The organism is Parasphaerochaeta coccoides DSM 17374 (assembly GCF_000208385.1).
GTDB lineage: Bacteria > Spirochaetota > Spirochaetia > Sphaerochaetales > Sphaerochaetaceae > Parasphaerochaeta > Parasphaerochaeta coccoides.
In genome coordinates this window covers 214,213-239,323 of record NC_015436.1, presented here as the reverse complement: position 1 = coordinate 239,323, position 25,111 = coordinate 214,213, and the positions used below count along the sequence as shown (strand labels likewise).

At 49.0% G+C, this 25,111-nt stretch carries 30 protein-coding genes and 1 tRNA gene; 8 read left to right on the top strand and 23 right to left on the bottom strand.

The annotated features are described in order from the left end of the window. Positions 1 to 299 precede the first annotated feature (299 nt). The 9 genes from SPICO_RS01060 to SPICO_RS10345 form a co-directional block, all read right to left on the bottom strand. On the bottom strand, positions 300 to 800 hold the full coding sequence (locus SPICO_RS01060; RefSeq protein ID WP_174260341.1) for a GAF domain-containing protein: 501 nt from the start codon (positions 798 to 800) through the stop codon (positions 300 to 302). 1 nt (position 801) lies between these two features. Then, entirely contained in the window at positions 802 to 1,476 is a 675-nt protein-coding gene (locus SPICO_RS01055; protein WP_013738847.1) for a redox-sensing transcriptional repressor Rex, read from the bottom strand. 15 nt (positions 1,477 to 1,491) lie between these two features. Further along, complete coding sequence (gene ispH, locus SPICO_RS01050) at positions 1,492 to 2,406, bottom strand: 4-hydroxy-3-methylbut-2-enyl diphosphate reductase (protein WP_169310034.1); 915 nt, start codon at positions 2,404 to 2,406, stop codon at positions 1,492 to 1,494. Positions 2,407 to 2,500: 94 nt separating this feature from the next. Further along, positions 2,501 to 3,286 (bottom strand): hypothetical protein, encoded by a 786-nt coding sequence (locus SPICO_RS01045; protein WP_041394939.1) that lies wholly within the window; start codon positions 3,284 to 3,286, stop codon positions 2,501 to 2,503. Beyond that, positions 3,286 to 5,016: a protein translocase subunit SecD gene (secD, locus tag SPICO_RS01040; protein WP_013738845.1), complete on the bottom strand. Its 1,731-nt coding sequence runs from the start codon at positions 5,014 to 5,016 to the stop codon at positions 3,286 to 3,288. Before secD ends, SPICO_RS01045 begins: the two co-directional genes overlap by 1 nt. A 36-nt stretch (positions 5,017 to 5,052) precedes the next feature. Then, a complete protein-coding gene (gene yajC / locus SPICO_RS01035) occupies positions 5,053 to 5,538 on the bottom strand; it encodes a preprotein translocase subunit YajC (RefSeq protein WP_013738844.1) in 486 nt (161 codons plus the stop codon). A gap of 212 nt (positions 5,539 to 5,750) precedes the next feature. Further along, complete coding sequence (gene groL / locus SPICO_RS01030; RefSeq protein ID WP_013738843.1) at positions 5,751 to 7,388, bottom strand: chaperonin GroEL; 1,638 nt, start codon at positions 7,386 to 7,388, stop codon at positions 5,751 to 5,753. A gap of 169 nt (positions 7,389 to 7,557) precedes the next feature. Beyond that, on the bottom strand, positions 7,558 to 8,421 hold the full coding sequence (locus tag SPICO_RS01025) for a DUF92 domain-containing protein (RefSeq protein ID WP_013738842.1): 864 nt from the start codon (positions 8,419 to 8,421) through the stop codon (positions 7,558 to 7,560). Continuing rightward, on the bottom strand, positions 8,412 to 9,089 hold the full coding sequence (locus tag SPICO_RS10345; RefSeq protein ID WP_013738841.1) for a diacylglycerol/polyprenol kinase family protein: 678 nt from the start codon (positions 9,087 to 9,089) through the stop codon (positions 8,412 to 8,414). Before SPICO_RS10345 ends, SPICO_RS01025 begins: the two co-directional genes overlap by 10 nt. A gap of 413 nt (positions 9,090 to 9,502) precedes the next feature. Between SPICO_RS10345 and rbp the strand changes: the two genes are divergently transcribed. After that, complete coding sequence (rbp, locus tag SPICO_RS01015) at positions 9,503 to 9,778, top strand: RNA-binding regulator (protein WP_013738840.1); 276 nt, start codon at positions 9,503 to 9,505, stop codon at positions 9,776 to 9,778. Positions 9,779 to 10,042: 264 nt separating this feature from the next. Here rbp and SPICO_RS01010 read toward each other — a convergent pair whose 3' ends face one another. The 3 genes from SPICO_RS01010 to SPICO_RS01000 form a co-directional block, all read right to left on the bottom strand. Next, positions 10,043 to 11,074 carry a DUF2804 domain-containing protein gene (locus SPICO_RS01010; RefSeq protein ID WP_013738839.1) on the bottom strand — a complete coding sequence of 344 codons (1,032 nt, stop codon included), beginning with the start codon at positions 11,072 to 11,074 and terminating at the stop codon, positions 10,043 to 10,045. 94 nt (positions 11,075 to 11,168) lie between these two features. Beyond that, positions 11,169 to 13,067 (bottom strand): DUF2207 domain-containing protein, encoded by a 1,899-nt coding sequence (locus tag SPICO_RS01005; protein WP_013738837.1) that lies wholly within the window; start codon positions 13,065 to 13,067, stop codon positions 11,169 to 11,171. Between the two features lie 14 nt (positions 13,068 to 13,081). After that, entirely contained in the window at positions 13,082 to 13,633 is a 552-nt protein-coding gene (locus tag SPICO_RS01000; protein ID WP_013738836.1) for a LemA family protein, read from the bottom strand. A 208-nt stretch (positions 13,634 to 13,841) separates the two neighbouring features. On the opposite strand from SPICO_RS01000, the gene SPICO_RS00995 reads away from it, so the two are divergent. Further along, positions 13,842 to 14,606 (top strand): fumarylacetoacetate hydrolase family protein, encoded by a 765-nt coding sequence (locus SPICO_RS00995; RefSeq protein WP_013738835.1) that lies wholly within the window; start codon positions 13,842 to 13,844, stop codon positions 14,604 to 14,606. 117 nt (positions 14,607 to 14,723) lie between these two features. Further along, entirely contained in the window at positions 14,724 to 16,022 is a 1,299-nt protein-coding gene (locus SPICO_RS00990; protein WP_013738834.1) for an aminotransferase class I/II-fold pyridoxal phosphate-dependent enzyme, read from the top strand. A gap of 239 nt (positions 16,023 to 16,261) precedes the next feature. Here the strand turns inward: SPICO_RS00990 and SPICO_RS00985 are convergent, their stop codons facing one another. The 11 genes from SPICO_RS00985 to SPICO_RS00935 form a co-directional block, all read right to left on the bottom strand. Continuing rightward, complete coding sequence (locus tag SPICO_RS00985) at positions 16,262 to 16,561, bottom strand: helix-turn-helix domain-containing protein (protein WP_013738833.1); 300 nt, start codon at positions 16,559 to 16,561, stop codon at positions 16,262 to 16,264. After that, positions 16,558 to 16,896, bottom strand: coding sequence for a type II toxin-antitoxin system RelE/ParE family toxin (locus SPICO_RS09625; protein WP_013738832.1), 339 nt, complete (start codon positions 16,894 to 16,896; stop codon positions 16,558 to 16,560). The genes SPICO_RS00985 and SPICO_RS09625 overlap by 4 nt, the downstream gene beginning before the upstream one ends. A gap of 485 nt (positions 16,897 to 17,381) precedes the next feature. Beyond that, positions 17,382 to 18,587 carry an excisionase gene (locus tag SPICO_RS09620; protein WP_013738830.1) on the bottom strand — a complete coding sequence of 402 codons (1,206 nt, stop codon included), beginning with the start codon at positions 18,585 to 18,587 and terminating at the stop codon, positions 17,382 to 17,384. A gap of 145 nt (positions 18,588 to 18,732) precedes the next feature. Next, positions 18,733 to 18,951, bottom strand: a complete 219-nt coding sequence (locus SPICO_RS00970) for a hypothetical protein (protein ID WP_013738829.1) — start codon at positions 18,949 to 18,951, stop codon at positions 18,733 to 18,735. After that, positions 18,948 to 19,406: a HipA domain-containing protein gene (locus tag SPICO_RS00965; protein ID WP_052295807.1), complete on the bottom strand. Its 459-nt coding sequence runs from the start codon at positions 19,404 to 19,406 to the stop codon at positions 18,948 to 18,950. Before SPICO_RS00965 ends, SPICO_RS00970 begins: the two co-directional genes overlap by 4 nt. After that, positions 19,403 to 19,573, bottom strand: coding sequence for a hypothetical protein (locus SPICO_RS10340; RefSeq protein ID WP_169310032.1), 171 nt, complete (start codon positions 19,571 to 19,573; stop codon positions 19,403 to 19,405). The genes SPICO_RS00965 and SPICO_RS10340 overlap by 4 nt, the downstream gene beginning before the upstream one ends. Then, positions 19,557 to 20,354, bottom strand: a complete 798-nt coding sequence (locus tag SPICO_RS00955) for a Fic family protein (protein ID WP_013738827.1) — start codon at positions 20,352 to 20,354, stop codon at positions 19,557 to 19,559. The genes SPICO_RS10340 and SPICO_RS00955 overlap by 17 nt, the downstream gene beginning before the upstream one ends. A 194-nt stretch (positions 20,355 to 20,548) precedes the next feature. Further along, the gene (locus tag SPICO_RS00950) at positions 20,549 to 20,815 is read right to left on the bottom strand and encodes a type II toxin-antitoxin system RelE family toxin (RefSeq protein ID WP_013738826.1); all 267 of its coding nucleotides are present in this window, start codon (positions 20,813 to 20,815) and stop codon (positions 20,549 to 20,551) included. Further along, a complete protein-coding gene (gene relB / locus SPICO_RS00945) occupies positions 20,816 to 21,043 on the bottom strand; it encodes a type II toxin-antitoxin system RelB family antitoxin (RefSeq protein ID WP_013738825.1) in 228 nt (75 codons plus the stop codon). Between the two features lie 42 nt (positions 21,044 to 21,085). Continuing rightward, on the bottom strand, positions 21,086 to 21,559 hold the full coding sequence (locus SPICO_RS09615) for a UvrD-helicase domain-containing protein (protein WP_013738824.1): 474 nt from the start codon (positions 21,557 to 21,559) through the stop codon (positions 21,086 to 21,088). A gap of 16 nt (positions 21,560 to 21,575) precedes the next feature. Further along, positions 21,576 to 22,154 carry a hypothetical protein gene (locus tag SPICO_RS00935; protein WP_013738823.1) on the bottom strand — a complete coding sequence of 193 codons (579 nt, stop codon included), beginning with the start codon at positions 22,152 to 22,154 and terminating at the stop codon, positions 21,576 to 21,578. A 47-nt stretch (positions 22,155 to 22,201) separates the two neighbouring features. Between SPICO_RS00935 and SPICO_RS00930 the strand changes: the two genes are divergently transcribed. The 5 genes from SPICO_RS00930 to SPICO_RS00915 all read left to right on the top strand — a co-directional run bounded on the left by SPICO_RS00930 (position 22,202) and on the right by SPICO_RS00915 (position 25,038). Next, on the top strand, positions 22,202 to 22,456 hold the full coding sequence (locus SPICO_RS00930) for a P-loop NTPase family protein (protein ID WP_041394934.1): 255 nt from the start codon (positions 22,202 to 22,204) through the stop codon (positions 22,454 to 22,456). A gap of 369 nt (positions 22,457 to 22,825) precedes the next feature. Further along, positions 22,826 to 22,898, top strand: a tRNA-Ala gene (locus SPICO_RS00925). Between the two features lie 1,194 nt (positions 22,899 to 24,092). Continuing rightward, complete coding sequence (locus SPICO_RS10335; protein WP_169310030.1) at positions 24,093 to 24,251, top strand: hypothetical protein; 159 nt, start codon at positions 24,093 to 24,095, stop codon at positions 24,249 to 24,251. A 291-nt stretch (positions 24,252 to 24,542) separates the two neighbouring features. After that, complete coding sequence (gene relB / locus SPICO_RS00920; protein ID WP_013738820.1) at positions 24,543 to 24,770, top strand: type II toxin-antitoxin system RelB family antitoxin; 228 nt, start codon at positions 24,543 to 24,545, stop codon at positions 24,768 to 24,770. 1 nt (position 24,771) lies between these two features. Continuing rightward, positions 24,772 to 25,038, top strand: a complete 267-nt coding sequence (locus tag SPICO_RS00915) for a type II toxin-antitoxin system RelE family toxin (RefSeq protein WP_013738819.1) — start codon at positions 24,772 to 24,774, stop codon at positions 25,036 to 25,038. Positions 25,039 to 25,111: the final 73 nt, after the last annotated feature.

Here is a 25,111-nt window from a genome sequence, read left to right as displayed (position 1 = left end):
CAAGGACGGGAACATGAAGGCTCATGTTTCCGCGGTTCCACCTTGATTCCCCTGCCGTCTCTTATACGCCGACACGGACTCTCATTTTTCCCTGTAACGCCAAGGGTGGGCGGCGGGGCCTACCGGATTTCTCTTTCGACCTGCGGCTCGGAAGGGGTTTTCATCAGGAGCCCGGCAGATGTCTCACACCCATTTTCCAATGGACATCTTTCTCTTGGCCGTCTGGACTGACTACTCGTCTTCGTCTCTGCCTTTGTCTAAAGGATGCGCATAGTCAGGAAAATAGTCAATAGGAAACCTCACCAGGAAAAGAGCTTTCTCTCGATGATGCGCGCGGCCGCGCTGAAAAAGATTTCATCATCAGGAGAAAATCTGTCAGGAACCGGGCTGTCGATGTCAAGGACACCGACTACCACGCCTTTTGCATCATGAAGCGGGATGACAAGCTCGCTGCGGGACGCGGGGTCACAGGCTATGTGACCGGCAAAGGCGTGTACATCCGCCACCCGCTGGACGATGTCCTGGGACACGGCAGTTCCACAGACGCCCTTCCCCCACGTGATGCGCGTACAGGCAGGAAGTCCGGAAAAAGGTCCCAGGATGAGATATCTGCCTTGGGAGGAAGCGTCTCCCACGGCACCATCTTCCACGGTCACATAGAAACCCAGCCAGTTGATATCAGGGGTGTTGACGGCAAGAAATGCCGCTGCGTTGGCAAGTCCGCAATATTGGGAATGAATGTCCCCTGCTTCCTCAATGAGGTCGCACAGAGCCGTGAGGAGTCCTTCATCAAGCTTCATGTCAGTCATCAATGATGGGAGCATAGTATTCCCCGACGCTAATCTCACGCCTCAGTTTCGCGGAAATTACGGCAAAGCTAGTGGCAAGATCGGTTCGCTGGAGAATCACTCCGTCAGGAACCTTCAGGTCGCGGGGGGCAAAGTTCCATATGCCAAGGATTCCGCAGTCCGCCATCCGGGTCGCGATATCCTGCGCAGCTTTCGCGGGAACGGCGATGACTCCCAGACGTATGCGGTTATTCAGGACAAAGGATTCCATGGTATCGACATGATATATCTCGACCTTGCCTATGTGTCCGCCGACTTTCTTCTTATTATGGTCGAATGCTCCGATAATCCTCAAACCGTAACTATCAAAGCCTTCATATCCGGCCAACGCCTGTCCAAGATGACCGGCGCCTACAATAATGGCATCCGTCGTATTATCCCAACCTAAATTATAGATGATGGCATCAATCAGGTCGTCTATCTGGAAACCCACCTTGGGACGGCCTTCTATTCCGGTGCAGGAAATATCCTTGCGTACTTGGATAGGCGTCAATCTCAGTTCCTCGGCAATCATGGTGGCACTCACCCATTTGACGCCTTCACTCTTGTATTGTTTGACAACACGCAGGTATGAGGGCAAACGCTTGATTGTCGGCACGGGAATCGGACCCAGGGTTTTATGAATCATTGTCTCTCCTTGGCATCACGACAGAGCGGAATCCATAGGGGACGTGGTTGTCTGGCTGTCCGCAAGAAAACGCAACTTCGAGCATACAGCGGTAATCACGTCCTTGGGAGTTGAAGCTCCCGCGGTGATGCCTACTATTTTATATCCTACTATGAGAACAGGGACTTCGTCAGCATTTTCTACATGAAAGACGGGAAGCTTCCTTTCTGCCACGATTTCCGTAAGGGCAACGGTATTGGAACTGTGGCGGCCACCGATGACGACGATGGCATCACAGGAATCACACAGCTCTTCCACCGCCTTGCGACGTTGAACAGAAGCTGGACAAATGGCATTGCCAAATTCTACATCTTGGAAGAAGCTCCGTTCCTTCAAGGTTTTTTCAATGACATTCCATTCCTTCTGGGGAAAGGTTGACTGAACCATCACTGTCAAAGCCTTATCGACCGGCAAGGAAGCGACACCCTCCACCGAGGAAACAAGGGAAGCGTGAATCGGCGTTCCATCAGGAAAGTCAACTCCCATCATGGAGACCGTCTCTCCATGGGACGGAACCCCGACGACCACAATATGACGCCCCTTGCCTGCTTGGGTACGAATGACATCTTGAGCGCGGGAGACCAGAGGACACGTTGCGTCGTAAATATCCAGACAAGCACACTCCAGTTTCTTTCTTCGTGCATCTGTGATGCCATGGGCACGAATTACGACCCGTGTAGTTTCTGGTGGAATCTCATCATCGGTTTCAAGGACATGCAACCCTTGGGCTTCCAGTGCATCAGTCACCTGATGATTATGCACCAACGGGCCAGTGACAGCCACGCCTTGAGCGTTCCCCGACGCAGCAAGGGCAGCAGAGGCAACAGTGATGGCTCTCTTGACTCCGTTGCAAAAACCCATTGCCCGCGCCATGACCAGTTTCATCTTCATTCCTCCCTGGAATGATACACCGCCACAGGAAGTCCCGCGGCGGTGCATTTCATATTTTCATCATGGTGTCCAAGGGAAATACTGCTGAACACGTTTATTTCCGTTCGTGGCGTTTCCCTTTCAGCTTGCGTTCCGCTACAGGTGCCGACACAGTGAACGAAGTCTTTGCCGGAGCAATGGCTTCATCCTTTTCAATTTCTTCCGCCGAGGTCCCGCCAATTACCTTGACATGCTTGTCCACTGCCTTGTGGCCAGAGAACGCCAGCACTTTAATCGGTGTCAGGAAGACAGCGGAGAAAGCGGACACTATTGCCCCGCCGATAAGAAGAACCGCAGCGTCATGAGCTGCGCCGGAAGGCAAAGCCAACGGTATGATGATTCCCATGGCAATGACTAATGAAGTCGTTACGGCAATACGAGGAAGAACTGCCGTTATGCTTGTATCCACGATAACGGCAAAGGGGATATCAGCCGAAACCTTGCCCTTCTCCTTGAGCTTGTCAAAGAAAGCAGTGGAATTCACCAGCGAAATGAACGCAATGCCGACAATGGCTGCCAGTATCGCGGAAGATATGGTAAAACCAAGCCATGAAGCAAGCCCGATGGAAAGGACAACATCAAAAGCAAGTACAACCAAGGCAGCCAGCGCCCCAGGCAGCTTGAAGCGGAACCACATGAATGCCGTAACCAAGACAGCAGAGACTACAATGCCTACGACAAGATTGCTGAAATGGACTTGGGATACATTTACTGTACCGGCATCCTGAGAGCCGGCAAAACCAGCCAGTACGATACCCGCCAAAGCCGCAACCAACAGAAGGGCTGTCGCGATACGGATGATGACCCGGTTGCGAACAACCGACAGAGTTTTTGTTGCCATTAGTTTCTCCTCCAGCTGATATGCAGTTTCGCGCTCTTTCGTTCCGTCACGGTGGCATCAAGAATGAGTCGTGTCACGTACAGGACGGAAAAGAGGGAACTCACCAGACCAATCGCAAGGATGATTGCAAACCCTTCAAGGGCGATGCTTCCAATCTGGGACAGGACAATAGCGACAAGAAGGAGGACAAGATGGATTTCCACGATGTTTGTCATCGACTTGGCGTAGCCGCTGCGAATTGCCGCCTGATCAGTCTTGCCTACGGCCTTTTCTTCCTTGATTCGTTCAAAGAGCACAACATGTGCATCAAGGCAAACCAGCAGGATGATGGCCGCTGCCACCAGTCCCGCCACAGTGAACGTTATGCCGAGAGACGAAAGCACAGCAAGGAAAACCAGAGCATTGAACAAAAGGGAAGCATTGGCAGCCAAGCCAGTAACATTATACACGACGAACATAAGAGCCAGCGCAAGCAGGAGTCCTCCCACAGCAGCGGCAATTCCCGTGGTCACTCCTTTGAGTCCGAGGGAAGGTCCGACAGCATGGACTCCCGTCACTTCAAGGGCAACAGGGAAGGCATCCGTACTCAGAGCGCGAACCAACTCATTGGCTGTTGACGCGGGGAAGCCGGGCACAGCGACGGAACCACGGATACCGGTCGTGATGGACTGGGGAGGAGCAATAATCTTTCCATCAAACTCAACCACATAATAGGCGTTGGTGTTCGCCGAGGTAAGTTTATAGAAAATATCGCTGCCCGTGGCATCAAGGTTGAAACGCACTCCAGCATCGGTGCTGGCAGTACCGGCATAGGTCAAGGCATTTTCAACATACTTTCCTTCCAGCGCGCTTTCCTCATCTACTACATACGGTGCATACAGGAACTGTGACCCGTAATTATCCGTGTAATAGAAACCGACGACCTTTTTGCCTGCGGGAAGCGTATCCGGCTGCGCAAGGTTTCCATCAGCGTCAAACATTGCATCAGGGTTACTGTTATAATAAGAAACAATCTGGTTGGAAAGAGAAGCGTCAAGCAGACGGAAGGAAAGAGATTCCTTGCCTGCCAGGTATCCTGCAAAGCTATCAGTGTCGGCATAGCCCGGTATGACAGCCGTGACGGTATCAGCACCGATGATGTTCACTGAAGGCTCCGCCAGACCGAAGGCATCAAGCCTGTCGCGGAGTATTTCCGCGGAACGGCGGAGGATATCAGACTTTTCAACAGCGGAGAGCGAACGACCCAAGGATTCTTCAAGAGTGGCAAAATCCGCTTTCAAGCTGACGGAAGTCCCGCCCACAAGGTCGTGCCCTAATTTAATCACACGTCGGCTGGAATCACGAACCTCCAGAATCTCGTTGCGATAATGCGCTTCAAGGAGAGCTTGCATGGCATCGGCGTTGGGCTGTGTGCGGAATACATCCACGACAGTCCACGGGGAGGGAACAGCTTTCCCTGCATCCGCATACCAAGATTTCACACTATCTTTCAGGTAAGCGTATTCAGCGGGAAGCAAGGCGTTCTCATTTTTATCGACAAGCCCCAATAATTCATCTAAGTCGGCCTTTCCCCTCTCTCCGGCGTAATCGGAGATACGGGCAACCGAACTCAATGCCAAATCCTTTGTTTCCTGGGGTATGAAGCCATACCATGTGATGGTGGGGACAAGAAAGACCACCGCCAGCACTGCAACCAGAAGAACAACTACCAAACGTCCTCGTTTATTCATGCTACTCTCCAAGAATGACTGTGAGCCTGAGATTTATTATTTTGTTTTCGTGGCATCCGCGGTTTCTGCGGTTTGTACATCATCGGCAGCAGGAGCTGGAGCCTTGTCTTCCACAATGACAGCATCTTCAGCCTCGTCTTTCTTCTTGAAGGTTTCCTTGCCTTTCGTCTCCTTGGACTCCTTGGCTTCGGACACAGGCTCGACTTTCTTGTTGACGACGCTGGAAATCGCAGACTTGGCAAACTCAAGCCGCGCATTATCATCAACCTTCAGGACAACTGTGTTCTCCTTCACCGTCACAATAGTTCCGTAGATACCGCCGATGGTGACGACACGGTCGCCTTTCTTAATGGCGGCGATCATGTTCTTGGCTTCCTTGTCACGTTTCCTCTGGGGACGGATAATCATGAAATAGAAAATGAAGGCGACAAGACCAAAGGTGACAAGGGTCGGTATGGAACTGCCTCCAGAAGGCGAACCACTGGCGCCAGACGCTCCGAGAGCTGCTATCAATGCATGCATGTTTTGATTCCTCGCTTTAGCCGACCCACGTGGAGGCTCTCCCCGGCAGGCCGTTCAGTAGATGTACAAAGTATCACGATAGGACAAGCCGCGTCAAGTTTTGCCGAGGCTCATCCGATGACTCGTCCGATGACTGTCTAAAGTATTCCTTGATACAAAAAAAGAGTCACAGAATAAGTTCCATGACTCTTTTCAGAACCGGTTGGGACAGCTTACATCATGCCGCCCATGCCTCCCATTCCACCGCCTGCGGGCATTGCTGGCTCAGGAGCCGGAATGTCGGTGACCGCACACTCGGTGGTCAGGATGAGCGCCGCTATTGAGGCGGCGTTCTGGAGGGCGCTGCGGGCGACCTTCACGGGATCAATAATCCCTGCGTCAACCATCTTGACCCACTTCATGGCATTGGCGTCATATCCTATGCCCTGCTCAGAGTTCTTGCACTTCTCAGCGATAATCGAACCATCAAGACCAGCATTCTCCGCAATCTGGCGGATAGGTTCCTCAAGGGCGCGGCGCACAATCTTGTAACCGACCTGCTCCTCTTCAGGAAGCTTGGAAAGGTCAGTCTTCTCCAGAGTTTTGGCAGCCTGAACCAAGGCGACACCGCCGCCAGGAATCACGCCTTCTTCAATAGCGGCGCGGGTAGCGTTCAGGGCATCCTCGACACGGAGCTTTTTCTCCTTCATCTCGACCTCGGTAGCCGCTCCAACATTGACAACAGCAACGCCAACGGACAGCTTGGCAAGTCTCTCCTGAAGTTTCTCGCGGTCATAATCGCTGGTCGTATCGGAAATCTGCACCTTGATTTGGGCAATACGGTCCTTGATGTCGGCAGCCTTGCCGGAACCATTGATGATTGTGGTATTCTCTTTCTCCACCTTGACAGTCTTGGCACGTCCCAGCTGGGAAAGATCAGCATTCTCAAGTTTCAGGCCAAGTTCCTCACTGATTACCTCTCCACCGGTCAGAATGGCGATGTCTTCCAGCATTGCCTTGCGGCGATCACCAAAGCCAGGAGCCTTGACAGCCACAACGTTCAGGGTTCCACGGACGCTGTTCACCACCAGGGTGGCCAAAGCCTCTCCATCGACATCCTCTGCAATGATGAGCAGGGGTTTGCCAGCCTGCACGACCTTCTCCAAAACAGGGAGCAAATCCTTCATGGAGGAAATCTTCTTATCGACAATCAAGATGAAAGGATCATCAAGCACCGCAGTCATGGTGTCACGGTTGTTGGCGAAATACGCGGACAGATAGCCGCGATCAAACTGCATGCCTTCGACGAAATCAGTGGTCGTCTCAATGGTCTTGGACTCCTCGATGGTGATGACGCCGTCCTGTCCGACCTTCTCCATGGCGTTCGCGATTTCATCGCCGATGGTAGTGTCGTTGTTGGAGCTGATTGCGGCGACCTGGGAAATCTCTTCCTTGCTGCTCACCACTTTGGCCTGCTTCTTAATCTCCACGATGGCGTCGGCGACTGCCTTGTCAATGCCCCGGCGGATGCCCATGGGGTTAACGCCCGCGGCAACGCTTTTCATGCCTTCCTTGGTGATGGACCAAGCAAGTACGGTGGCCGTGGTCGTGCCGTCACCAGCGACATCGTTTGTCTTTGTCGCGACTTCCTTAAGCAACTGGGCACCCATGTTTTCAAACGGATCCTCCAGTTCTATCTCCCGTGCGACGGATACTCCGTCCTTGGTCACTGTGGGAGCCCCGAACTTTTTATCCAGCAGGACGTTCCTGCCCTTCGGTCCAAGCGTCGTCATCACAGCGCGGGAAATCTTTTCGACACCGGCTACAAGAGACCTACGTGCCTCTTCATTAAACTGAAGCTGTTTTGCCATCTTACACACCTCTCCCAAAAACTTTCATTACTTTCTTTGCCTTGTGCTGGCAACAGTGCTGGCAGCACAATCAGTGAACCTGACGTATGCAAATCCACCGTTACGTAACATACAAATAAATTCTCCGATATTCAAGTAATAAATTATCAAAGAAAACGTTAAAGAAAACTCAAACAAAAAGTGACAGGGCATATGCCGCCGCAGCGGCAAAAAAATTGGAAATTAGGTTAACCATGTCATTGTCCAGCCATTTCAGTCCCCGCATCAGACGATTAGGCAATCCTCTGCTTGATTCCCTTTCAGTCAATGAGCCGGTGATGGAATCCTCGTAATGGGCCTGCAACGTCGCGCCAAGCCAGCTGTCGAGAAAGCATCCTGCAATGCCGCATATCGTGGCTATCCCGGCATAAAGGAAGACCAAAGAGTCATAACCAAGGAAGACCGCCCCGCAACCCACCATCCAAACAGCAGCCGTGGCACAGGAACCTATCACGGCAGCCATGCTTCCCAAAAAAGTAACGCCTCCGCTCATCCCCGGTTCAACAGGGTTTCCCGTAAGGAGGGAACGAGGCTTCTCACGGGACAGGATTCCAATTTCTCCCGCCCACGTGTCGGCGACGGCTTCTCCTACTGCGGCGGCGAACATCACCAAGGCAGTCCCGCTCCCGCCATCAACGAAAAACAACAGGGCTGCGATTGTAGCTGCTCCCCCGTTGGCGAATACCTGCATGGCATCGCGCCGCCCGCCTTTCTGCTGTAGAAGTACCGCCGTATGCTTCTGGGGGGAAGCCTTGCCCAACCTGCCAAGGAAAGCTGCGCTGAGAAAGAAAAAAAGGAGGAGGAACAGCCCTCCTGTCCCCAATGACCATGTGACGACCACGCCTACGCACCAAGCGGCAAGAGTACCGGAGATGGTCAGTTGTTTTTTCAGGTAAGCCACCACCGCCACTCCTGTCATGAAGACAGAAATGATGAGCATTGCAGGAAGGAACCCCCATTGATAAAGCAGGGAGTCGAGGTATTCTACCACCATGGCATCATCATCCAGAAAGCAACGCCGAAGGGAACGCTCAGATTGTCCAGCCCATAGGGAGAAACCGCTTCCAGCAAGGCCGCGATGAAGGCGGTCGATAGAATGACAGGAACGAACATCCTGCCGGAAAGATTCCAAGCCAAAAGCACTCCGGCGACAACGACACAGGAAACAAGGAACATCATCCCCGTCCCCAGCCATGTCTTCTCAGAACCGGGGAGCTTCCTCCGACCGAAGCGATGTCCGATAAGTCCTGCTATGCCGTCACCGTATCCCATGGCAAGCACGCCCGCAGTGGCGGCATGCAGAGGGAAATCCGCTACGTAGACAAGGAGGACAAGCCCCAGGAGGGATGCAGGATAATAGACAAGCCCGTGATGCTTCTTTTCCTCTTTTAGGCCGAAGAATTTCTGTGTCCAGCCGTGCCACGTCGCCAAGCCGTTCATGATGATGAAGAAACCCGTGCCGATGACTGGCAACAGGGGGGTATCGAAGCAGGTCACCAGAACGAACCACCAGTTGGAAACACCGATATGCACAACTTTCCTCACCACGTCTGACGAAGCGAGTTTCCTTATATAGATGAGATAACCGATACCTATCACGAACGCAAGATACGCCACGGAAATGACAAGGCCAAGAAAATTCCTATCCATGATTATCATCATGCCCCAGCCTTACCCTCCTGCGCAAGGGCAGGAGATGGTTTTCATTACCGGGAGTCCATTCGCCTTTGGGAGTTCAGTATGTTTCTGTTCTACCCCATGCGGCTTTGCCGCATTCGTATTGTCCACGAGCAGACAGTCCAATCAGAGTGTCACGTGTAAAAAAAGGCAAAAAAAGACAGTCAAAATGCATTTTTTACAGTAATTTCGCATTGTCGCTCCCCTGTCCGTTGACAGCGGCTGAACGGCATGCTACCGTTTGCATGCTTTAGTTTTTGAGTTGCTGCTGGTTCTTTTCCTATCTTTCGAGTATCCGTCACTGGGTCTATTCCCGCAGACAGGTAAAATCCGTGCATGCCGCCAATTAAAGCAATAACACTTTTTATACAGGCATAGGCCTGTGGAGGATGCTTTTCATGGCAAAAAAGATTTATGTCGGTAATATGAATTACCGCACCACCGAAGATCAGCTTCGGGACCTGTTCGCTCAGTATGGGACTGTTTCCAGTGCCAACATCATCATTGACCGCGAGACACATCGCCCCAAGGGCTTTGCGTTCGTTGAGATGGAAGATGACGGTGCTGCTGACGCAGCGATTTCCCAGCTCGATGGAAAAGAATTCGACGGCCGCAACCTTCGTGTCAACGAAGCCATTGCCAAGAGCCGCCCTGTCCGCTCTTACCGCGACTAAAAGAATTCACTAACACATGTACGATCCAGTGACAAGCGGAGCCGGGAAACCGGCTCCATTCTTTTATCCACGCTCTCTGTTCCCCCAGAAAACACATTTTTTACATTTAAAACAGAATTAACAAACAGCATCAACGTCTAAAACCACCAAATAACCTGAAAGCATTATATGCTTTTCACGCAAAATATCGGCGCACGCCAACCAATTACAGGTCGTTCCGGTGCGCCGGTCACTTCCTCATGCCACTCCCTATGCCAGGGCACATCAATATTTGTTGTGTATCTTCTCGGCAAAACCGTGGATGTCTTTGAAACGAAGCTTCGTCCCATCATCAAGGAGAACATGTCCTGAGAACACCCCGAACACCTGATGCCCGTCATTGAGGATAGGGCCTATCTTGATTAACGCTCGCCGGTCGTAAACAGGTTTCATCTGCATGTCCAGCCGTCCGTCTTCCGACACAAAAGACCACGGGAGTTCTTCCCTGCAATAGCTTTCCTGAGGGATGCCGAACGTCAAGCGACCGAGCTTATGCCCTTCATTCTTGAAGAAAATGATATTCTCGCTTGCCCGTGATGTATCCCCGAATCCGTAACCAATGTTGAGTCCGAATGGCGAGCCGTCCACAATGCCGTTGCCACTGCCCCAATACCATGTGTTGTCATACGTCCATACCCCCCGCCCACGGTCAAGGGTGGAAAATGCCGTTGAAGGATCAAATGCTATCTTCTCCTTGCCGATTGTCACGATGCCCTCTGCCACCATGCAGTTGACCTTCTGATTATAGTAGAAGGCTTTCGGGTTCTCCTTCCATGGAGTCGCGATCACCATGGTATCCATGGGAGGCTGGTGAAGCGTGATTTCCGCGTCAAGCGACTGACCGTCCTTGAAGGCAGGAACATGACAGAGCAGGGTGCGGATTTCCCCTTTGTCGATGAAACTCACATCCAGTTTCTTATCCCTGTAGCGTACATCACCGCTCAAATCCCCGACCGGAACGCCCAGCCTGCCCAAAGGCAATAAAGGCATTGCCGTAACATTGTGTTCCGTCTTTTCTTCCAGATTGATCACCGTCACTGTCACAAGACCAATATATCCCAGGTCGGCTATCGTCAAGGCAAGCACATTCCGCCCATCACCTACATAATAGTAATCCCAGTCCTTGATACGCAGGCGACTGGCCTTGATCTTGCTCTGGTCATAGCGTGCGAACAAAGAACGTGACCATCCGGGGTTTACAAGATGCCCTTTCTCATCCAATAACTCCTGCGCAGCGATGATTTCATTTTCCCTCATAGTATCCCCCTTTTCCTTATTGTCCGCTTGCCCGACATAGGCAAAACCACCACAGGCAGAGCAGTTTCTGCTATCATTTCTGCCACCATTTCCGCTACCATGAGCGCCCTCCCCCTCCTCCAAAGCCTCCGCCGGAGAACCCGCTTCCACCAAATGACGAACCGCCGAAATGTGAACCGGGACTGGAAGGACTCTTGTTGGAGGAAACCGGAATGGAAGCGGCAGTCATGCGCGTATTGAGCCGTGAAGCCAGCATGCTGTAGAAAAACACATCATGGACTGGTGCGGACGTGGAATACCATGACGGCTGTTCCACCGTGATGGATGCAAACTTACGCGCCCATGTATCTTCAAGACCAAGCACGATGGCATAGGAAAGGACATGGTAGAAAAACTCCGGGTCATCATTGATGAGAGTCTTCAGCTTGTCAACCTCGACCTTGTCGATGAACTCCCGATAGCCAAGTATTTGTTCCAGGACTTTCTGTCCATATGCGCTGCGTTTCTGCGTGGCAAGGGCAATGCTTACAATAAGGATGATACCACTGATCATCACCACGGTAGACAGGATGGATATATACCAAATCTGGCTGGTGAGAAAACTCGACAGGATGACGCCAGCGCCCGCGAACACCAAAGCCATGCTGCCGACAAAGATAATCCAGAACACTCGCGTCCTGTTACTTTTCATATGCCATGTACGCATCAAGGATGCGATAACGCCCCCGTTGATGAAGGCATACAGCAGTCCGAGCCCGCCAAGGATGAGTCCGGCTGTCGGGAGCATACCGTCTATGTACAATCCTCCGCCGACATAGCTGTATCCAAGGATTGGAACAGCGGCAAGAAACAATGACAGCCCGCTGGCAACCGATGAACTGACCTTCTTCAGGGCATGCTCGCCTTTGAAATAGTCAGCCTGGGCAGAACGGACGGCTTCCATGCTCAGGCCGAACTTCCCTTCCAAGTCCTTGATAGTGACCACTCCGTCTGTACCACAGGCAAAGAAAGCATCAAACAACTTCTTCTCATGAGCAGGCGCATTCTCCAGTTTCTTCACCCGCGTGAACACTGTCTTTTTTCCCCTTTTGCTTTTTTCCTCTATGGTCAGGTATCCTCTGTCCGCCCAAAAGAAAAGCATGGATGTGATGTCACGCGCATCAAGTCGTCCATCGGCACAGTATCCGACATCCATGGGGCTCATGCCCTCCGGCGGTTCAAAACGCACAACGACGATAGGATCGTCATCACGTCCCCAGCGAGACCAGACAAGGAAAGCCGCTGCCACCGCGATAATCACCACTACTATGTTGACGAGCAAGGCAGTCCCGCCGGAAGACGACACCTGGGAAAAATCAAAATAACCTTCGGGCAGTTCGACCCGGACAGTAAGGGCTTGGTCAGGAGTAAACCCCGACGCGCGGACGGATAGCGTCATCCCATCATCGGACAGCTGCCAGGAAATCCCATCAGAGGATGTCGAACCCCAGAAGCCGCGGGTAAGCCAGACGCGGGAAGCATCAACGGGTTTGGGAAAATATATCTCGGCGGAGAACTCGCGGATATCGCTCGTCCATCCTTCACCGATCAGGTTGTAATAGAATTCATCGTACTGGTTTTTGCCGTCCCCTTGTGTTGCATAAGGATTGTAGACATACCTCAGGATGAAATTCTCCGCCCCTTTAAGCATGCGGTTTTCATCGCCCATACGGATGGAGACATAATTGAGGCTTTTTTCTATGGCAAGAGGCACTGATGCGCTGATATCAGTGACAGTGGCGCGGAGTGTGCCATATCCTACCGGAATATCCCGATAGATGCCGTGGCGTCCTTCAAGAAACCGTAGGGCAAAGGACTCTTTGACGGCGAACCGACCATCATCCATCACGTCAATGGACATATCCAAAAATTCCACGTTATAACCATTGTCCGCAACCAACGGCGCGATTCCCAGAGCACACACTGCAAAAAGCACAAGAAGAAAACGGCGCATGTCGTGCCTCCCGCTCAGAACTTGACCTGGACCCGTTCGCGAGCCTCGGCCTCAATGGTCAGGTATGGTTTCTTGGTGAAATGACCCATTCCGGCTATCACAGAGGAAGGGAATATTTCAATGACCGTGTTGAACTGTTTGATGATGGCATTATAGTACTTGCGGGCGTTGAGCAGTTCTGCTTCAATTTTCTGGAGTTGGGTCTGGAGGTCGAGGAATCCCTTGTTCGCCTTCAGGTCGGGATATGCCTCGGCGACAGCGAACAGAGTTTTCAGCGTCGATGCGAACGTCTTGTCAGCGGCATCGCGTGCTTCCAGCCCCGTGGCATTGACGGCCATGTTGCGTGCTTCAATGACCGCCGTCAGCGTCTTCTGTTCATGCTGGGCATAACCTTTCACCGTCTCGACCAGGTTGGGAACCAAGTCATATCGTTGTTTCAGGTGCGCATCAATGGCAGCTTCCGCTTCTTCTCCCTGGTTGCGGAGCCGTACCAGACGGTTGTATACGCTGATGGCATAAAGCACCACGATGACAACAAGGGCAATGATAATCCAGATAATACTCATGTGTTTCCTCCTATAGCGGTCATATCACTCCAAGAATACTTGTTTAACCGGCCTTTCGTCCACCATTCTTTCGTCCATAATCCGTCCATAATCCGACAGCGCACGCGTCCGTCATCGTCCCCTGTCCCTCAGGGGATTCCCCATGAAGCGCGCCTTCTGGAAGAAGTACGTCCGGATGTGATACAGTCAGTCCAAACAGGAGGCAGTCATGATGCGATTCATTCGTTATTCTTACAAAAATTCCATTGGGTACGGCACGGTATCCGGAGACCATGTGCAGCCGATTTCATCCAATTTCCTTGGAGAGGGATGGGAAGCGTCCGGCAGTCCCCTTGCCTTGTCCGATGTCACGGTCCTTTCCCCCGTCAGTCCGTCAAAGGCAGTCTGCGTGGGGATGAACTACCACACGCACATGGAAGAAATGAAAGCCTCCCTGCCCGTCACTCCTGTCATCTTCATAAAACCGGACACCTGCGTCATTGGACCCGGACAGGAAATCATCCCTCCCACATGGCTCAGCGGTCGAACCGACTATGAAGGCGAATTAGTCATTGTCATTGGCCGGACAGCCAAAAATGTAAGTGAAAAAGATGCCCCGTCCTATATCTTCGGCTATACGATCGGCAATGATGTCACCGCCCGCGACCTCCAGGATCCCCATGGACAATGGACTGTGGCAAAAGGCTTTGACACTTTCCTGCCTCTTGGCCCTGCGGTAGTGACCGGCGTTGATGTCAGCGATGTGACGCTGGAGACACGAGTGAACGGCAAGGTGAAGCAAAGTTCCACTACCGCCAATCTCATCTTCAAGCCAGCCTATCTTGTCAGCTACATTTCACAGGTGATGACGCTCAAGCCGGGAGACATCATCATGACGGGTACTCCCGGAGGCATAGGCTCGCTCGCTGGCGGGGATGTCGTGGAAATCACCATTGAGGGAATTGGAACCTTGTCCAATCCTGTAAAGAAGTGATGGCCTGTTTTTTAGGCTTCATTTTCTTTCCCCTGCTAGAAAAAACGATGCCTTCCTGATATCATCGTCCACATCCTGCCGGGACTTTCCTGATCCTTGCGCATTGAGAGGCTTGCCATGAATCCACTTGCCCGCACACTGAATGAAACGCTTGAAGGTACATCCGCATACGTCCTCCTGTCTTCTTACGGACGGCACATGTTCACCCCGAAAGGCATCATAGCCCAATCTGCGGAGGCAAAACAGAAGGCACATGCCATCAATGCGACAATCGGGATAGCGACAGCGGAAGGTTTGCCCATGTTCCTCCCTGCCATCCGTTCCCGCTTTTCTCCTGACGTGTCTTTAGGCGATGTGTTCCCGTATGCGCCGACCATGGGGCTTCCTGAACTCCGGAAACTGTGGAAAGAGGACTTAATAAACAAGAATCCCTCCTTACAGGGTAAGTCATTTTCCCTGCCATTGGTTGTCTCCGGCCTGACCCATGCCATCAGCTCCATTGGTTCGCTGTTCATTGACGAGGGTGACACTGTGTTGATGCCGGACTACTACTGGGACAACTACTCCATGGTACTGGAAGAACAGCGTCGTGCGAACATCGTCCTGTTTTCCTTCTATGATGAGCAGGGAGGCTTCAACCTGAAAGGTCTTGACGCGGTACTTGCCGACCATGCGGGAAAGAAAGTGATACTTCTCCTCAACTTCCCTAACAATCCCACGGGCTATACGCCGACCACGGTTGAAGCTGCGGGTATCACGGATATCCTTGTCCGTCATGCGGAGAGAGGGACGACAATCCTGGCAATGATTGATGATGCTTATTTCGGCTTGGTCTATGAAGACGGAGTTGAAAGACAATCTCTTTTTGCCTATCTGGTCGATGCTCACGAGAATATTCTGGCAGTAAAGGGGGATGCGGCAACCAAGGAGCTGATGGTCTGGGGTTTCCGCACGGGCTTCATCACCTACGGCTGCAAGGGCATGAGTGAAGCGCAGTATGATGCTTTGCTCCAAAAGACAGGCGGTGCTGTCAGGGGAACGGTGAGTTGCTCCCCTACGGTTTCCCAAGCGTTCATCCGTGATGCCCTGAAGAATCCTGAGACTGCCACTCAACGGGAGAACAATGTGAAGCCTCTGCGTGAGCGTTATATGGCCATGAAAGCTGCCATAGCACGGCAGAAGCCTACGGACATTCTCATTCCATTGTCGTTCAATTCGGGTTATTTCATGTCCTTCAGGTTCACGGGAAAGGCGGAGAAGCTCCGTCTGCACCTGTTGGAGAACTACGGAATCGGCACTATAGCTTTGCAGGAAGTCTTGCTGCGGATTGCCTACTCCAGCGTGGATGTGGCTCTTATTCCGCTTCTGGTGGATACACTATACAAGGCGGCGGCCGAGGTCATGGATAAAGGGTAAATACGCCTTTGCTCCGCTTTTATCATTTTTTATAATGTCGAAAATCCCATGCTGTCGCCGACAGTCGTGAAAGGACGGGGTTGTTATCACGTCGGGAGCCTCCTGGCAGTTCTCCACATGAGGGCCCATGCCCAGCTGACCGGTTCGATTGTGGCCAGGGGGGACAAAGGAAAGCCTCCCCAAAAAGGGCGGCGCGCCTGGAATGAGGAAGGTAGCGAGTGAAATGCTTCCCTTTCCTTTTATCTGGGAACAAATGTGATGTGAACATCCATTCCCATACCATTTGCCAATTCCTGCAATCGGGAAATAGTTATCCTCTTTTTCCCCTTTTCAATTTTACTGATGTCAGTTTGGGAAAGCCCAACTTTTTCCGCAAGCTCAGCCTGCGTTAAATTTTGAGCCTTTCTGATTTCCGAAAGGGGAATTTCAGATATGATATAGGTTTCATTTTTTAATTCTTCTTTGAGATTCTTCACTTCCAGATTATCCATATCAAACATTTTTTTTGTTTCTTCAAGGCTATAAAACTCTTTTTTCATTTTATTTCTCCTTCAAGTTTCCCTTTAATCTCGATTGCTTTTCTTATCTCTGACGTTGATGCTTTTTGAGTTTTCTTCAAATAAGCACACGCAAGAACAATGATGTTATTCTTATGATAAAAAAACAGAACACGTATTCGTCCATTCTTAATTTCAAATATCTGATTCCGTAAAGATTTGATATAAAGTCCACCTGTTCCTATGGTTTCCAAAATATCCACAACCTTGTCAATTTCCGCTATTGCAGGCTTTCCATATTTTTTCATGAAGTCATGAATATTAGAATGGATAATGACTGTTTTTTTCATACTTATAATATATTCCATTTTTGTCATATAATCAACATGAACCCATGTTATTGAAGTCCGCAGAAAATACATGCTTCGTATAAGCCTGAACAGCAAAAATGGCTTATAACCCTTGATACCTTCATGCGGTTGGTACGAAGCAGACAGCCGTAGAAAACCCACCAATAATATACGCAGGAGGACACGAATGGGTCGGAATATTTCCCAGTAGACGGAGTTACCTGAGACTGGAGGTGCCGTACCTGCTGGAATATGAGGAAGACTGCCAGAGTGACAGAAGCTATATCAGTGTGGCGGTATTACAAGAACAGAAGCGGCTGCTGGAGAATGCCGCATGACACACAAGGAATTTCCGGGATTCTTCTTCCCAAATTGCGAACTGGACTGGACACGGCCTGATGGCTTCCGGCAATAAAAGGTTCTTGTTTATCTTTCTCAGATTTCACCGAATATTCATTAACCATTAATTCACTCCCATCATCATATATTAATTATTATTTTTCATATGTTATTTATCGTTCTCGTGAACAACTTTTTTCCAGAACTCCAGAAAGGCTCTTCTCTTTTTGAAGCTCTTTCAGCAGAATTAGTTTTTTCATATATCCGATAGCAATATGTGAATTGAAGTTCGCAGCTCTTAATCCTTGATCCTTCCCATAGAATGTTTCAACATCTTGACGTTCTGGCATTTTATTGAGATCCACACAATCAAAATCATTGACACGTGCCAGTAATTTCCGTTCATTGGAATAAAAACTGTTCACGTTTAGGAAAAACAAAGATGTCTTGGAGAGCGCGGACAAAGGATCATTATAGAACATCGAGTTTCCAGTATCATAAATGGGGGCCATGGAAACATAGTTGAGGGTATGGGTATCGCGCAATACACCCAAGTTGTTCAGATGACGATCCGTATTAGATAAGAGATAGTCCGTGACAATCTGATAATCCAAATAACCTCGGACACTTTCTTCTTTCAGCCCGCCAGCAACACACCCTTTGATGAAACTATCAAATAATGGTTCACCGTCCTTCCTCTGCTGCTTTCCCACCAAGTCCCATGCGGGAATATACTCAAGCAAATTAGAAGTAAAGCACTCACAGATACATGCCAACTTCGAGGATCCGCTTTGTCGTGCCAATGAATAAGATACAAATGGAAAGCGAGCTTGCTTCTCATGAATGTGAGATGCAAATACTTCGTTGAGACTCTGCTGGGATAATGGGACGGAACTCTCCTTGATCAGATACCGCTTACCATCCTTTACAACCCATCGCTTCGGCAATTCTCCTCCTGTGGACGCAGCCGGAGAAAAAGTCGTTACCGCATTAGAATCTGCCGTATTTCGATGATGAAAAGTGGCCGGGGAAGTAAACTCATTATCAAAAAGATTGACGGCCTCCCAGGTCAACGAACTTTTCTCTGGCCGCACCCAGTAATGGTCATTCAGACCTAAACCTAAATTTCTCAGCAGATAGGCTTGGGTCGTTGGTATCTCAAGCTCTCGGAGAAAGCTCAGAATCGAACCTTGTGTTCTAGGAACAGCCCTGTCATTCCACCATGATCTAAAGTCAAGAGTGCTCCTATTTGCGCGTATAGGAATAAGATCTTCGTTCTTTTTCTCGATAACCTGAAAAAGATATCCATCCTCCTGGTTGAACTCCAGTACTGCGGCTTCGTCATCCCGGTGCATCAACATATATTTTGCAGATTCCATATGCGCTCCCTCTCACTCGCAATCATATCACAGATCACCATTTTTCAAATCCAGATAGCGGCGGGATACCATTATTATAAAACTCCCTCCTGGACACTCTATAAACAGTGTTTACATTTGATGAATATTAATTCTCATATGATATTTATATCCCGAATTTTCGCAGGATTGTCTGATATTGCTCATATGTTATCTTTCCACCTGCACAATATCGTTTTGCAGTTGTGTCAACCTCTTCTAAAAGATTCTCATAAGCCAGGTAGTCATCTCCATCCGCCAAACTTTCCAATCTGTCTACCTTTTCCCGCAGCCCTTCAGGCATTGGGAAATCAACAATCAGACCCTTATCTACATAAGAACTCATCTTCCCCGCCCTCCTCGGTTCGGCACGTCATGACTCATCTCGACTCCACGCAGCTTGTTGTAGGCAGGAATTAAAAAATACTCCAATCGAGCTTGCATGGATTCTTTATAATATCTCTTCTGTATTTCAGATATAATAGGGATATCGTTTATCATTTTTTCTATGTGCGGTTGTGCTGAAATGATTTGAGAAACCAGCCTTTCTGCCGCCTTGTTACCGTCTATATTGGCAAGAGATAAAATATACTTATTAGGATTGATCTTTTTCCCATCGTTTTCAAAAATACAGGTCTTTTCAGTTAACCATCCTATCTTCTCTTTCGGTGGCAGCTCCAACACCCTTTCCATTTTTGGGACATCCCATTTGTCTGATAAACAATTCCCATTATCATATACAGGAGCTAAACGTATTTCTTCATTCTTATTAAGGGGGATTCCCCAGTTACCATTATTCATCTTGCCAGTTCTTCAAAGGCTTTCCGATGCTTCTCAAGAATACGTTTGGCGACAATCTCAATCTTCTCATCATCAGTGAGTTCCAAAAGTGCTTCCTGCGACAAGTCAACCAACAAATACTTGGGACGATTATTCTTGAAAATGACTGCACTACCGGCTTCTCTCACGTTCAATCCCCCCGCCCTGCTCCTGAAAAGGGACATGTAACCTCTCCATGAGCTTGTCATAATTTTCAATCTGCTTGCGACCTATGAACTCCACGAACGGCACGGCATTCCCCCATGAGGCCGCAATGTCCAAAGCCTGGTCATACTCCCGTTTGGTATCAGGCGTTATAGAAAGAGGCATATAGCCTTCCTGGAGAAATAGAGCGTTCATGACAAGACGGCATGTCCGGCCGTTTCCGTCACGGAACGGATGTATCGCCACCAACTTCTGATGGGCAAGAGCCGCATATTCAATCGGATGATACCGATCCCTGTATGCTTCAAGCCAGTTATAATAAGACGATAATTCCTTGGGAAGATCCTGCCATCGGGGAGGGATGCTCTGCGCTCCCACAATCATGACATTACTATCCCGATACCGTCCAGGAGTAATCTCTTTATTCTCAAATGCCACAAGTTCGTGCAGCCTTTTGATATCCCCCTCCGTGATCCTCTTTTGACCTATCAAGGAATACATGAAATCAAACGCTTTGGCATGTCCGTACACTTCCATTGTTTCCCGGAAGGGATGCCCCCCTACGGTGATTCCTTCATGAAGGATCATTACGGTATCTTTCAAGGTCAGCGTATTGCCTTCCAGAGCAGTGGAACTCCACGTAGTTTCAACGCGATAATGTTCCTTGAGCTGCTTCATATGTGCGCCTTCAAAAGGTCTTATTGTATCGAAGGCGGCCTTTCGTGCATCGACGGCCTCGAATATTTTTTCTTTTGTATCATCCATAGCAATTTCCCGCCGGTGTTCAATTCTCAGTCTTAATTATGTTATTAACATGAATAATGTTAATACCATCTTATTTTTCCTGCAACATCCGCTGTGCCAATAGACTCTTGGTCGTTTTTCTTTCTTTGATCTCATAGTTTCGGAACTCAGAACAACTCTTTCTGCCAAAGGCTTTTCCCCTCTCCGGTCAAAGATCAACGGTCGTATACGTCCCTGCGATGAGCTACATTGATAAGGTAAATAATTACCTGCCCATCATCTATTTCAGCAATCAACCTGTACGAACCGACACGATACCGCCGATAGCCTTTTTTATCGCCGCCAAGGGCTTCCCCATGTAAGCGTGGGTCAGTACCCCTGACAAGGTTTTTTTCAATCCAACTGTATATGAGCATCGCCGTATGGCGGTCGAGCTTCTGCATTCCCTTGACTGCTCCCTCGGTATATTTTACGGAGTACATTCACTTCAATTCCAGCATTTTTCCCACTTCGTTATGAGAATAAACCTTCAAGGAGCCGCTTTTTTTCTCCGCTTCAAACTCCTGTATGATTTTCAAATCATATTCGTGTTCCAGCTTCTCAAAGAAAACCGTCTTTACTGCATCGGAAATACTTACTCCGTTCACTTGTGCATAGCTGTCTATCCAGCTCTTTTCTTGGTCGGAAACCCTGAATGTGATATGTGGCATATATCCATCCGTATTACAACGTAATACGTTTAGGCTTTTTAATCAATCTTTTCCCTTGTGTAGATAGTTCTGAATTGCCAAGGCTTCAAGCGCCGGGAGTGTTCCTCCCTCGGTTTCTATCAGCTCGCCAAGGATTTCCCAGGAGCGATTCTTTATGATCTGCCAGTGTAATACCGGTGAAATCAGCCCATCGGCGATTTTCCATCCCTGGGGAAGGCCGATGTGCCATCCATAGGTGCGCAGCACATGGGCCGCGTACGCATGGAACGTCTGGGCTGTCAGACCACGCCTCTCCTTCTCGTCAAGGCCCGTGCGCAGGCGCTCCTGCATTTCCGTGGCCGCCTTGCGTGTGAAGGTTATGGCAAGGATCTCGCTGCCCGCATACCCCTTCTCTCGGATGGCATGAATGACCTTCTCGGTGATGACCCGTGTTTTCCCGGATCCGGAGGCGGCGAGGATGAGCAGGTTGTGCGTAAAATCCTCGACCGCGGCCTTCTGTTCGTGGTTCAGATCCATGGATGGTTCCTTGCGTCTACGTGAGTCCTATGAGATAGCTCACCTGGATGCTCCACGAGTCACTGAAAATCCTCCCGCTTTTCTCAAAGGGCATCCCGCGTAGCGTGGCGTCGAGCACATTCCCGTCAGCGGACTCATAGGCGAGCGACACCTTGCCGATGAGCGGCACGGAGCGCAGGACATCCCCGAATGAGCCGGTCCGTCCGTTGCTGACGAACGTTCTCCCGTTGTCCTGGGGAGAGAAAATAAGGGCAGGTCCTACCCCTGCGGAAACATAATACGCATCGCGCCCATTATTCAGGGCTATGCGCACGCCGCCGGTGATTTCGGCGCAGAAGATGTTATTGTCGCCGCTGCGCGACCAGCTCGCCAGAGCGTCAAGCTGGAGGAGCCTGCCCGAAACGCGTGTGGCGAATCCCACGTCAATGCTGTTGTTGATTTCCTGCGGTCCTCCGCCCAGGTCATCCTCTGCATAAAACACAGCTCGTGCATTAGAGGAAAAGGTTACGACTGGACCGATGTAGAAATCGGCCGCCAGGTGTGCTCCGGCTCCCGCGATGAAACAGATCAGTACGGCTGTGAATATTTTTTTCATGGGCATGTCCTCCTTCGCAGGATCTCTCGGCCTGCGGACAGTGCATAGTGTACAGTATTTTTTATGAGACACGTACTCTCGGAATCAAGGATTACAAAAATCCTTATCTCACAGTGAAGGGAATGCTGACGAAAAACCACAGGCGTTATCTGTTCCTTGATGAAATACAACGGGTAGAACACCGGGAAAAAGCTGTCGATGCGTTTCGGGTTGACTTTGATATTGAAGTGAAAGTCTACCCTCTTTCCTTCAACGAAGGCCAGCAAGCAGAGAAAGAAGCCTTGTCCATGGGTACAGGGTAAAAATAAAAATGCCCGGCTCTTTCCTATCACTAAGTAAATGTATTCCGTATGTCCAGTAGATAATTATTGGGTACTATCTATTGGTACTACTGGTATACCTTATATATAGAAAATTACGGTAGATGTACGCACTTTTTACGGTAGATTTACGCGCTTCTTAACCTAGATTCACGGGGATAACCTGTGGACAAATCAAGATGTACACATTTTGACGAATCATCGGCTCTCCCTGCGCCGTCATAGGCACGAGAGTTTTTTTGTCGCTATGGTGTCCGAAGATACTTTACGCACTTCCGGAATTATGTTAGTTTAGTGGGGTTATTTTGCGTAGTAAATACGTTAAATTGGTTTTCTCAACATGAAATATTCGGGGCTTTAGCTCAGTTGGTAGAGCGATTGGTTCGCAATCAATAGGTCAGGGGTTCGAATCCCCTAAGCTCCAGTGCTATTTGCTTATTTTGTATAGATTTATTTTTTACATTTTTTGCTTATGCGTCGGAAAAAGTGTTGAATCCAGAAGTAGATGATTGTTGAATCCAGAAGTAGATGATTGTTGAATCCAGAAGTAGATGATTGTTGAATCCAGAAGTAGATGATTGTTGAATCCAGAAGTAGATGATTGTTGAATCCAGAAGTAGATGATTGTTGAATCCAGAAGTAGATGATTGTTGAATCCAGAAGTAGATGATTGTTGAATCCAGAAGTAGATGATTGTTGAATCCAGAAGTAGATGATTGTTGAATCCAGAAGTAGATGATTGTTGAATCCAGAAGTAGATGATTGTTGAATCCAGAAGTAGATGATTGTTGAATCCAGAATAGATTGATAGTGATTAATCCAAGAAACACTGATAATTTTGCGAAAAGAAGCGTTTAAAACAGCTCTCATACCTATCCAACCTGTTTAACATCCAGAACGTTTAAAAAAGTTAAACACCCAGTAAACGCCAGATTAAACACCTTTTTGTCTGTTTTATCCATATTGTTTACTGAGTGTTTATTTCTACAGCATAGTATTTCGCGAAATCAGATGTGAGAAATTGCGAAATCAATCATCCTTAGCTTCAATGATACTGAATGACCATAAGCTCTCTAATATCATAATTACCAACCAGCACCTCTGTCTTCATTTTCCATGGCTGCACTTTTGCAGTGACGGACATCCGCATTGGAAGTTCCTGCTTCGACCTTTTCTCTATTCAAAACTTGGGCGTTTTTTTTTCTATTCGTCCATATCGCATCACCACCATTTACAACGCTACAACTTTGGTTACAGTCTATAGGTTACTCAAATATATTACTGATTATACTAAATAATATATTGACAAAATGGGAGAGGGTATCATGGTACTATTAATCATCAAGAAAAAAGGGATGTAAAAACAATGTGAAACGGAAAAAGAAAAGATGGAGAAGAACCGATAAGATTGCTCTAGTAGCACTACTACCAGAAATCCTGAAAACGGTACTCTCCATCTTCTAAGCGGACACGGAGGGAGGAAACTCCCTCCGCTATTGATAAATCTATAACGAACAAGGAGAAACGTCAATGAATAAACTTACAAGAACTGAATGGCTGCTCATTGCCCTGATTGTGCTGAATATCGTCAATATCATCATCCCTCTGGTGAAGTGACATGTCAAAATACATTACGGTCAAAGAAGCTGCCGCAGAATTCGGCGGGATATATCTGATTGACGATACTGTCATGGAGCAACTGAAAAGCCGCAAAGGAAAATCCGGTCGGCCAAAAGGAGCAAAAAATAAAGTGAAGACCGAAGCACGACTATCTTGAAAATGAGATAGGAAAAGTAACGGAGGCTCATTTAGCCGTCCCTCCATTACTGACTTTTCTTGCTATCTTGCCGAATTGAGACTTTAATGGTCTTATCTACTGGTACTACTGGGTACATTATAAGAGGGGTGTGGGGAGATGTCGCCAAAAGTACGAAGATTTTCGCCAAAAGTACGAAGGTTTTTCTGCCGTTTCCAAGCCCGTTCACCGTGCTTGGAAAACTTGAAAAGCGCCAAAGGTTGACACAAAAAGCCATCTGTGCTACATGTGTATCACAGGGAGGAAACCACCATGCCACATGTATCTTTCAGAGTGTCCGAACAAGAAAAAATCTGGCTGGACAGCTATGCCAAGGTGAAGGGACAAAGCCTGTCCAACGCCGTAAGGAATGCTATCTTTGATAGGCTGGAAGACGAGTACGACCTGAAAACCCTACAGGAATTTGAGACCGCAAGAAAAAACGGAACCGCAAAGTTGTATTCTCTTGATGAAGTCGGAAAAATCCTAGGATTCAAATAAAGTGTATTCCATAGAATTAGAAGACAAAGCGGTCAAGGCAATGAAAAGCCTCGACCGCCAAATCTCATACATCATATACCGGTGGATTGAAAAAAATCTTTCCGGATGCGAAAACCCACGCTTGCATGGAAAAGCACTCACAGGAAACAAAAAAAGCTTCTGGCGGTATCGGGTCGGCGCATACCGTCTAATTGCCACGATAGATAGCAAGAGCATGATTATTTTTATTTCCGATGTTGCCCATCGCCGGGAAGTATATGACCGTTGAAAAAATTCTTCCATGGGAAGTTTTTCAATCACAAGTTTATACGCGGCAGCTCAAAGAGTACAAGTAGTCAATT

Excerpts from the sequence above, each read along its gene's own strand:
- SPICO_RS01060 (WP_174260341.1), bottom strand. The coding sequence starts at position 800 with ATGAAGCTTGATGAAGGACTCCTCACGGCTCTGTGCGACCTCATTGAG.
- SPICO_RS01055 (WP_013738847.1), bottom strand. The coding sequence starts at position 1,476 with ATGATTCATAAAACCCTGGGTCCGATTCCCGTGCCGACAATCAAGCGT.
- ispH (WP_169310034.1), bottom strand. The coding sequence starts at position 2,406 with ATGAAGATGAAACTGGTCATGGCGCGGGCAATGGGTTTTTGCAACGGA.
- SPICO_RS01045 (WP_041394939.1), bottom strand. The coding sequence starts at position 3,286 with ATGGCAACAAAAACTCTGTCGGTTGTTCGCAACCGGGTCATCATCCGT.
- secD (WP_013738845.1), bottom strand. The coding sequence starts at position 5,016 with ATGAATAAACGAGGACGTTTGGTAGTTGTTCTTCTGGTTGCAGTGCTG.
- yajC (WP_013738844.1), bottom strand. The coding sequence starts at position 5,538 with ATGCATGCATTGATAGCAGCTCTCGGAGCGTCTGGCGCCAGTGGTTCG.
- groL (WP_013738843.1), bottom strand. The coding sequence starts at position 7,388 with ATGGCAAAACAGCTTCAGTTTAATGAAGAGGCACGTAGGTCTCTTGTA.
- SPICO_RS01025 (WP_013738842.1), bottom strand. The coding sequence starts at position 8,421 with ATGGTGGTAGAATACCTCGACTCCCTGCTTTATCAATGGGGGTTCCTT.
- SPICO_RS10345 (WP_013738841.1), bottom strand. The coding sequence starts at position 9,089 with ATGATGATAATCATGGATAGGAATTTTCTTGGCCTTGTCATTTCCGTG.
- rbp (WP_013738840.1), top strand. The coding sequence starts at position 9,503 with ATGGCAAAAAAGATTTATGTCGGTAATATGAATTACCGCACCACCGAA.
- SPICO_RS01010 (WP_013738839.1), bottom strand. The coding sequence starts at position 11,074 with ATGAGGGAAAATGAAATCATCGCTGCGCAGGAGTTATTGGATGAGAAA.
- SPICO_RS01005 (WP_013738837.1), bottom strand. The coding sequence starts at position 13,067 with ATGCGCCGTTTTCTTCTTGTGCTTTTTGCAGTGTGTGCTCTGGGAATC.
- SPICO_RS01000 (WP_013738836.1), bottom strand. The coding sequence starts at position 13,633 with ATGAGTATTATCTGGATTATCATTGCCCTTGTTGTCATCGTGGTGCTT.
- SPICO_RS00995 (WP_013738835.1), top strand. The coding sequence starts at position 13,842 with ATGATGCGATTCATTCGTTATTCTTACAAAAATTCCATTGGGTACGGC.
- SPICO_RS00990 (WP_013738834.1), top strand. The coding sequence starts at position 14,724 with ATGAATCCACTTGCCCGCACACTGAATGAAACGCTTGAAGGTACATCC.
- SPICO_RS00985 (WP_013738833.1), bottom strand. The coding sequence starts at position 16,561 with ATGAAAAAAGAGTTTTATAGCCTTGAAGAAACAAAAAAAATGTTTGAT.
- SPICO_RS09625 (WP_013738832.1), bottom strand. The coding sequence starts at position 16,896 with ATGACAAAAATGGAATATATTATAAGTATGAAAAAAACAGTCATTATC.
- SPICO_RS09620 (WP_013738830.1), bottom strand. The coding sequence starts at position 18,587 with ATGGAATCTGCAAAATATATGTTGATGCACCGGGATGACGAAGCCGCA.
- SPICO_RS00970 (WP_013738829.1), bottom strand. The coding sequence starts at position 18,951 with ATGAGTTCTTATGTAGATAAGGGTCTGATTGTTGATTTCCCAATGCCT.
- SPICO_RS00965 (WP_052295807.1), bottom strand. The coding sequence starts at position 19,406 with ATGAATAATGGTAACTGGGGAATCCCCCTTAATAAGAATGAAGAAATA.
- SPICO_RS00955 (WP_013738827.1), bottom strand. The coding sequence starts at position 20,354 with ATGGATGATACAAAAGAAAAAATATTCGAGGCCGTCGATGCACGAAAG.
- SPICO_RS00950 (WP_013738826.1), bottom strand. The coding sequence starts at position 20,815 with ATGTACTCCGTAAAATATACCGAGGGAGCAGTCAAGGGAATGCAGAAG.
- relB (WP_013738825.1), bottom strand. The coding sequence starts at position 21,043 with ATGCCACATATCACATTCAGGGTTTCCGACCAAGAAAAGAGCTGGATA.
- SPICO_RS09615 (WP_013738824.1), bottom strand. The coding sequence starts at position 21,559 with ATGGATCTGAACCACGAACAGAAGGCCGCGGTCGAGGATTTTACGCAC.
- SPICO_RS00935 (WP_013738823.1), bottom strand. The coding sequence starts at position 22,154 with ATGAAAAAAATATTCACAGCCGTACTGATCTGTTTCATCGCGGGAGCC.
- SPICO_RS10335 (WP_169310030.1), top strand. The coding sequence starts at position 24,093 with ATGTCAAAATACATTACGGTCAAAGAAGCTGCCGCAGAATTCGGCGGG.
- relB (WP_013738820.1), top strand. The coding sequence starts at position 24,543 with ATGCCACATGTATCTTTCAGAGTGTCCGAACAAGAAAAAATCTGGCTG.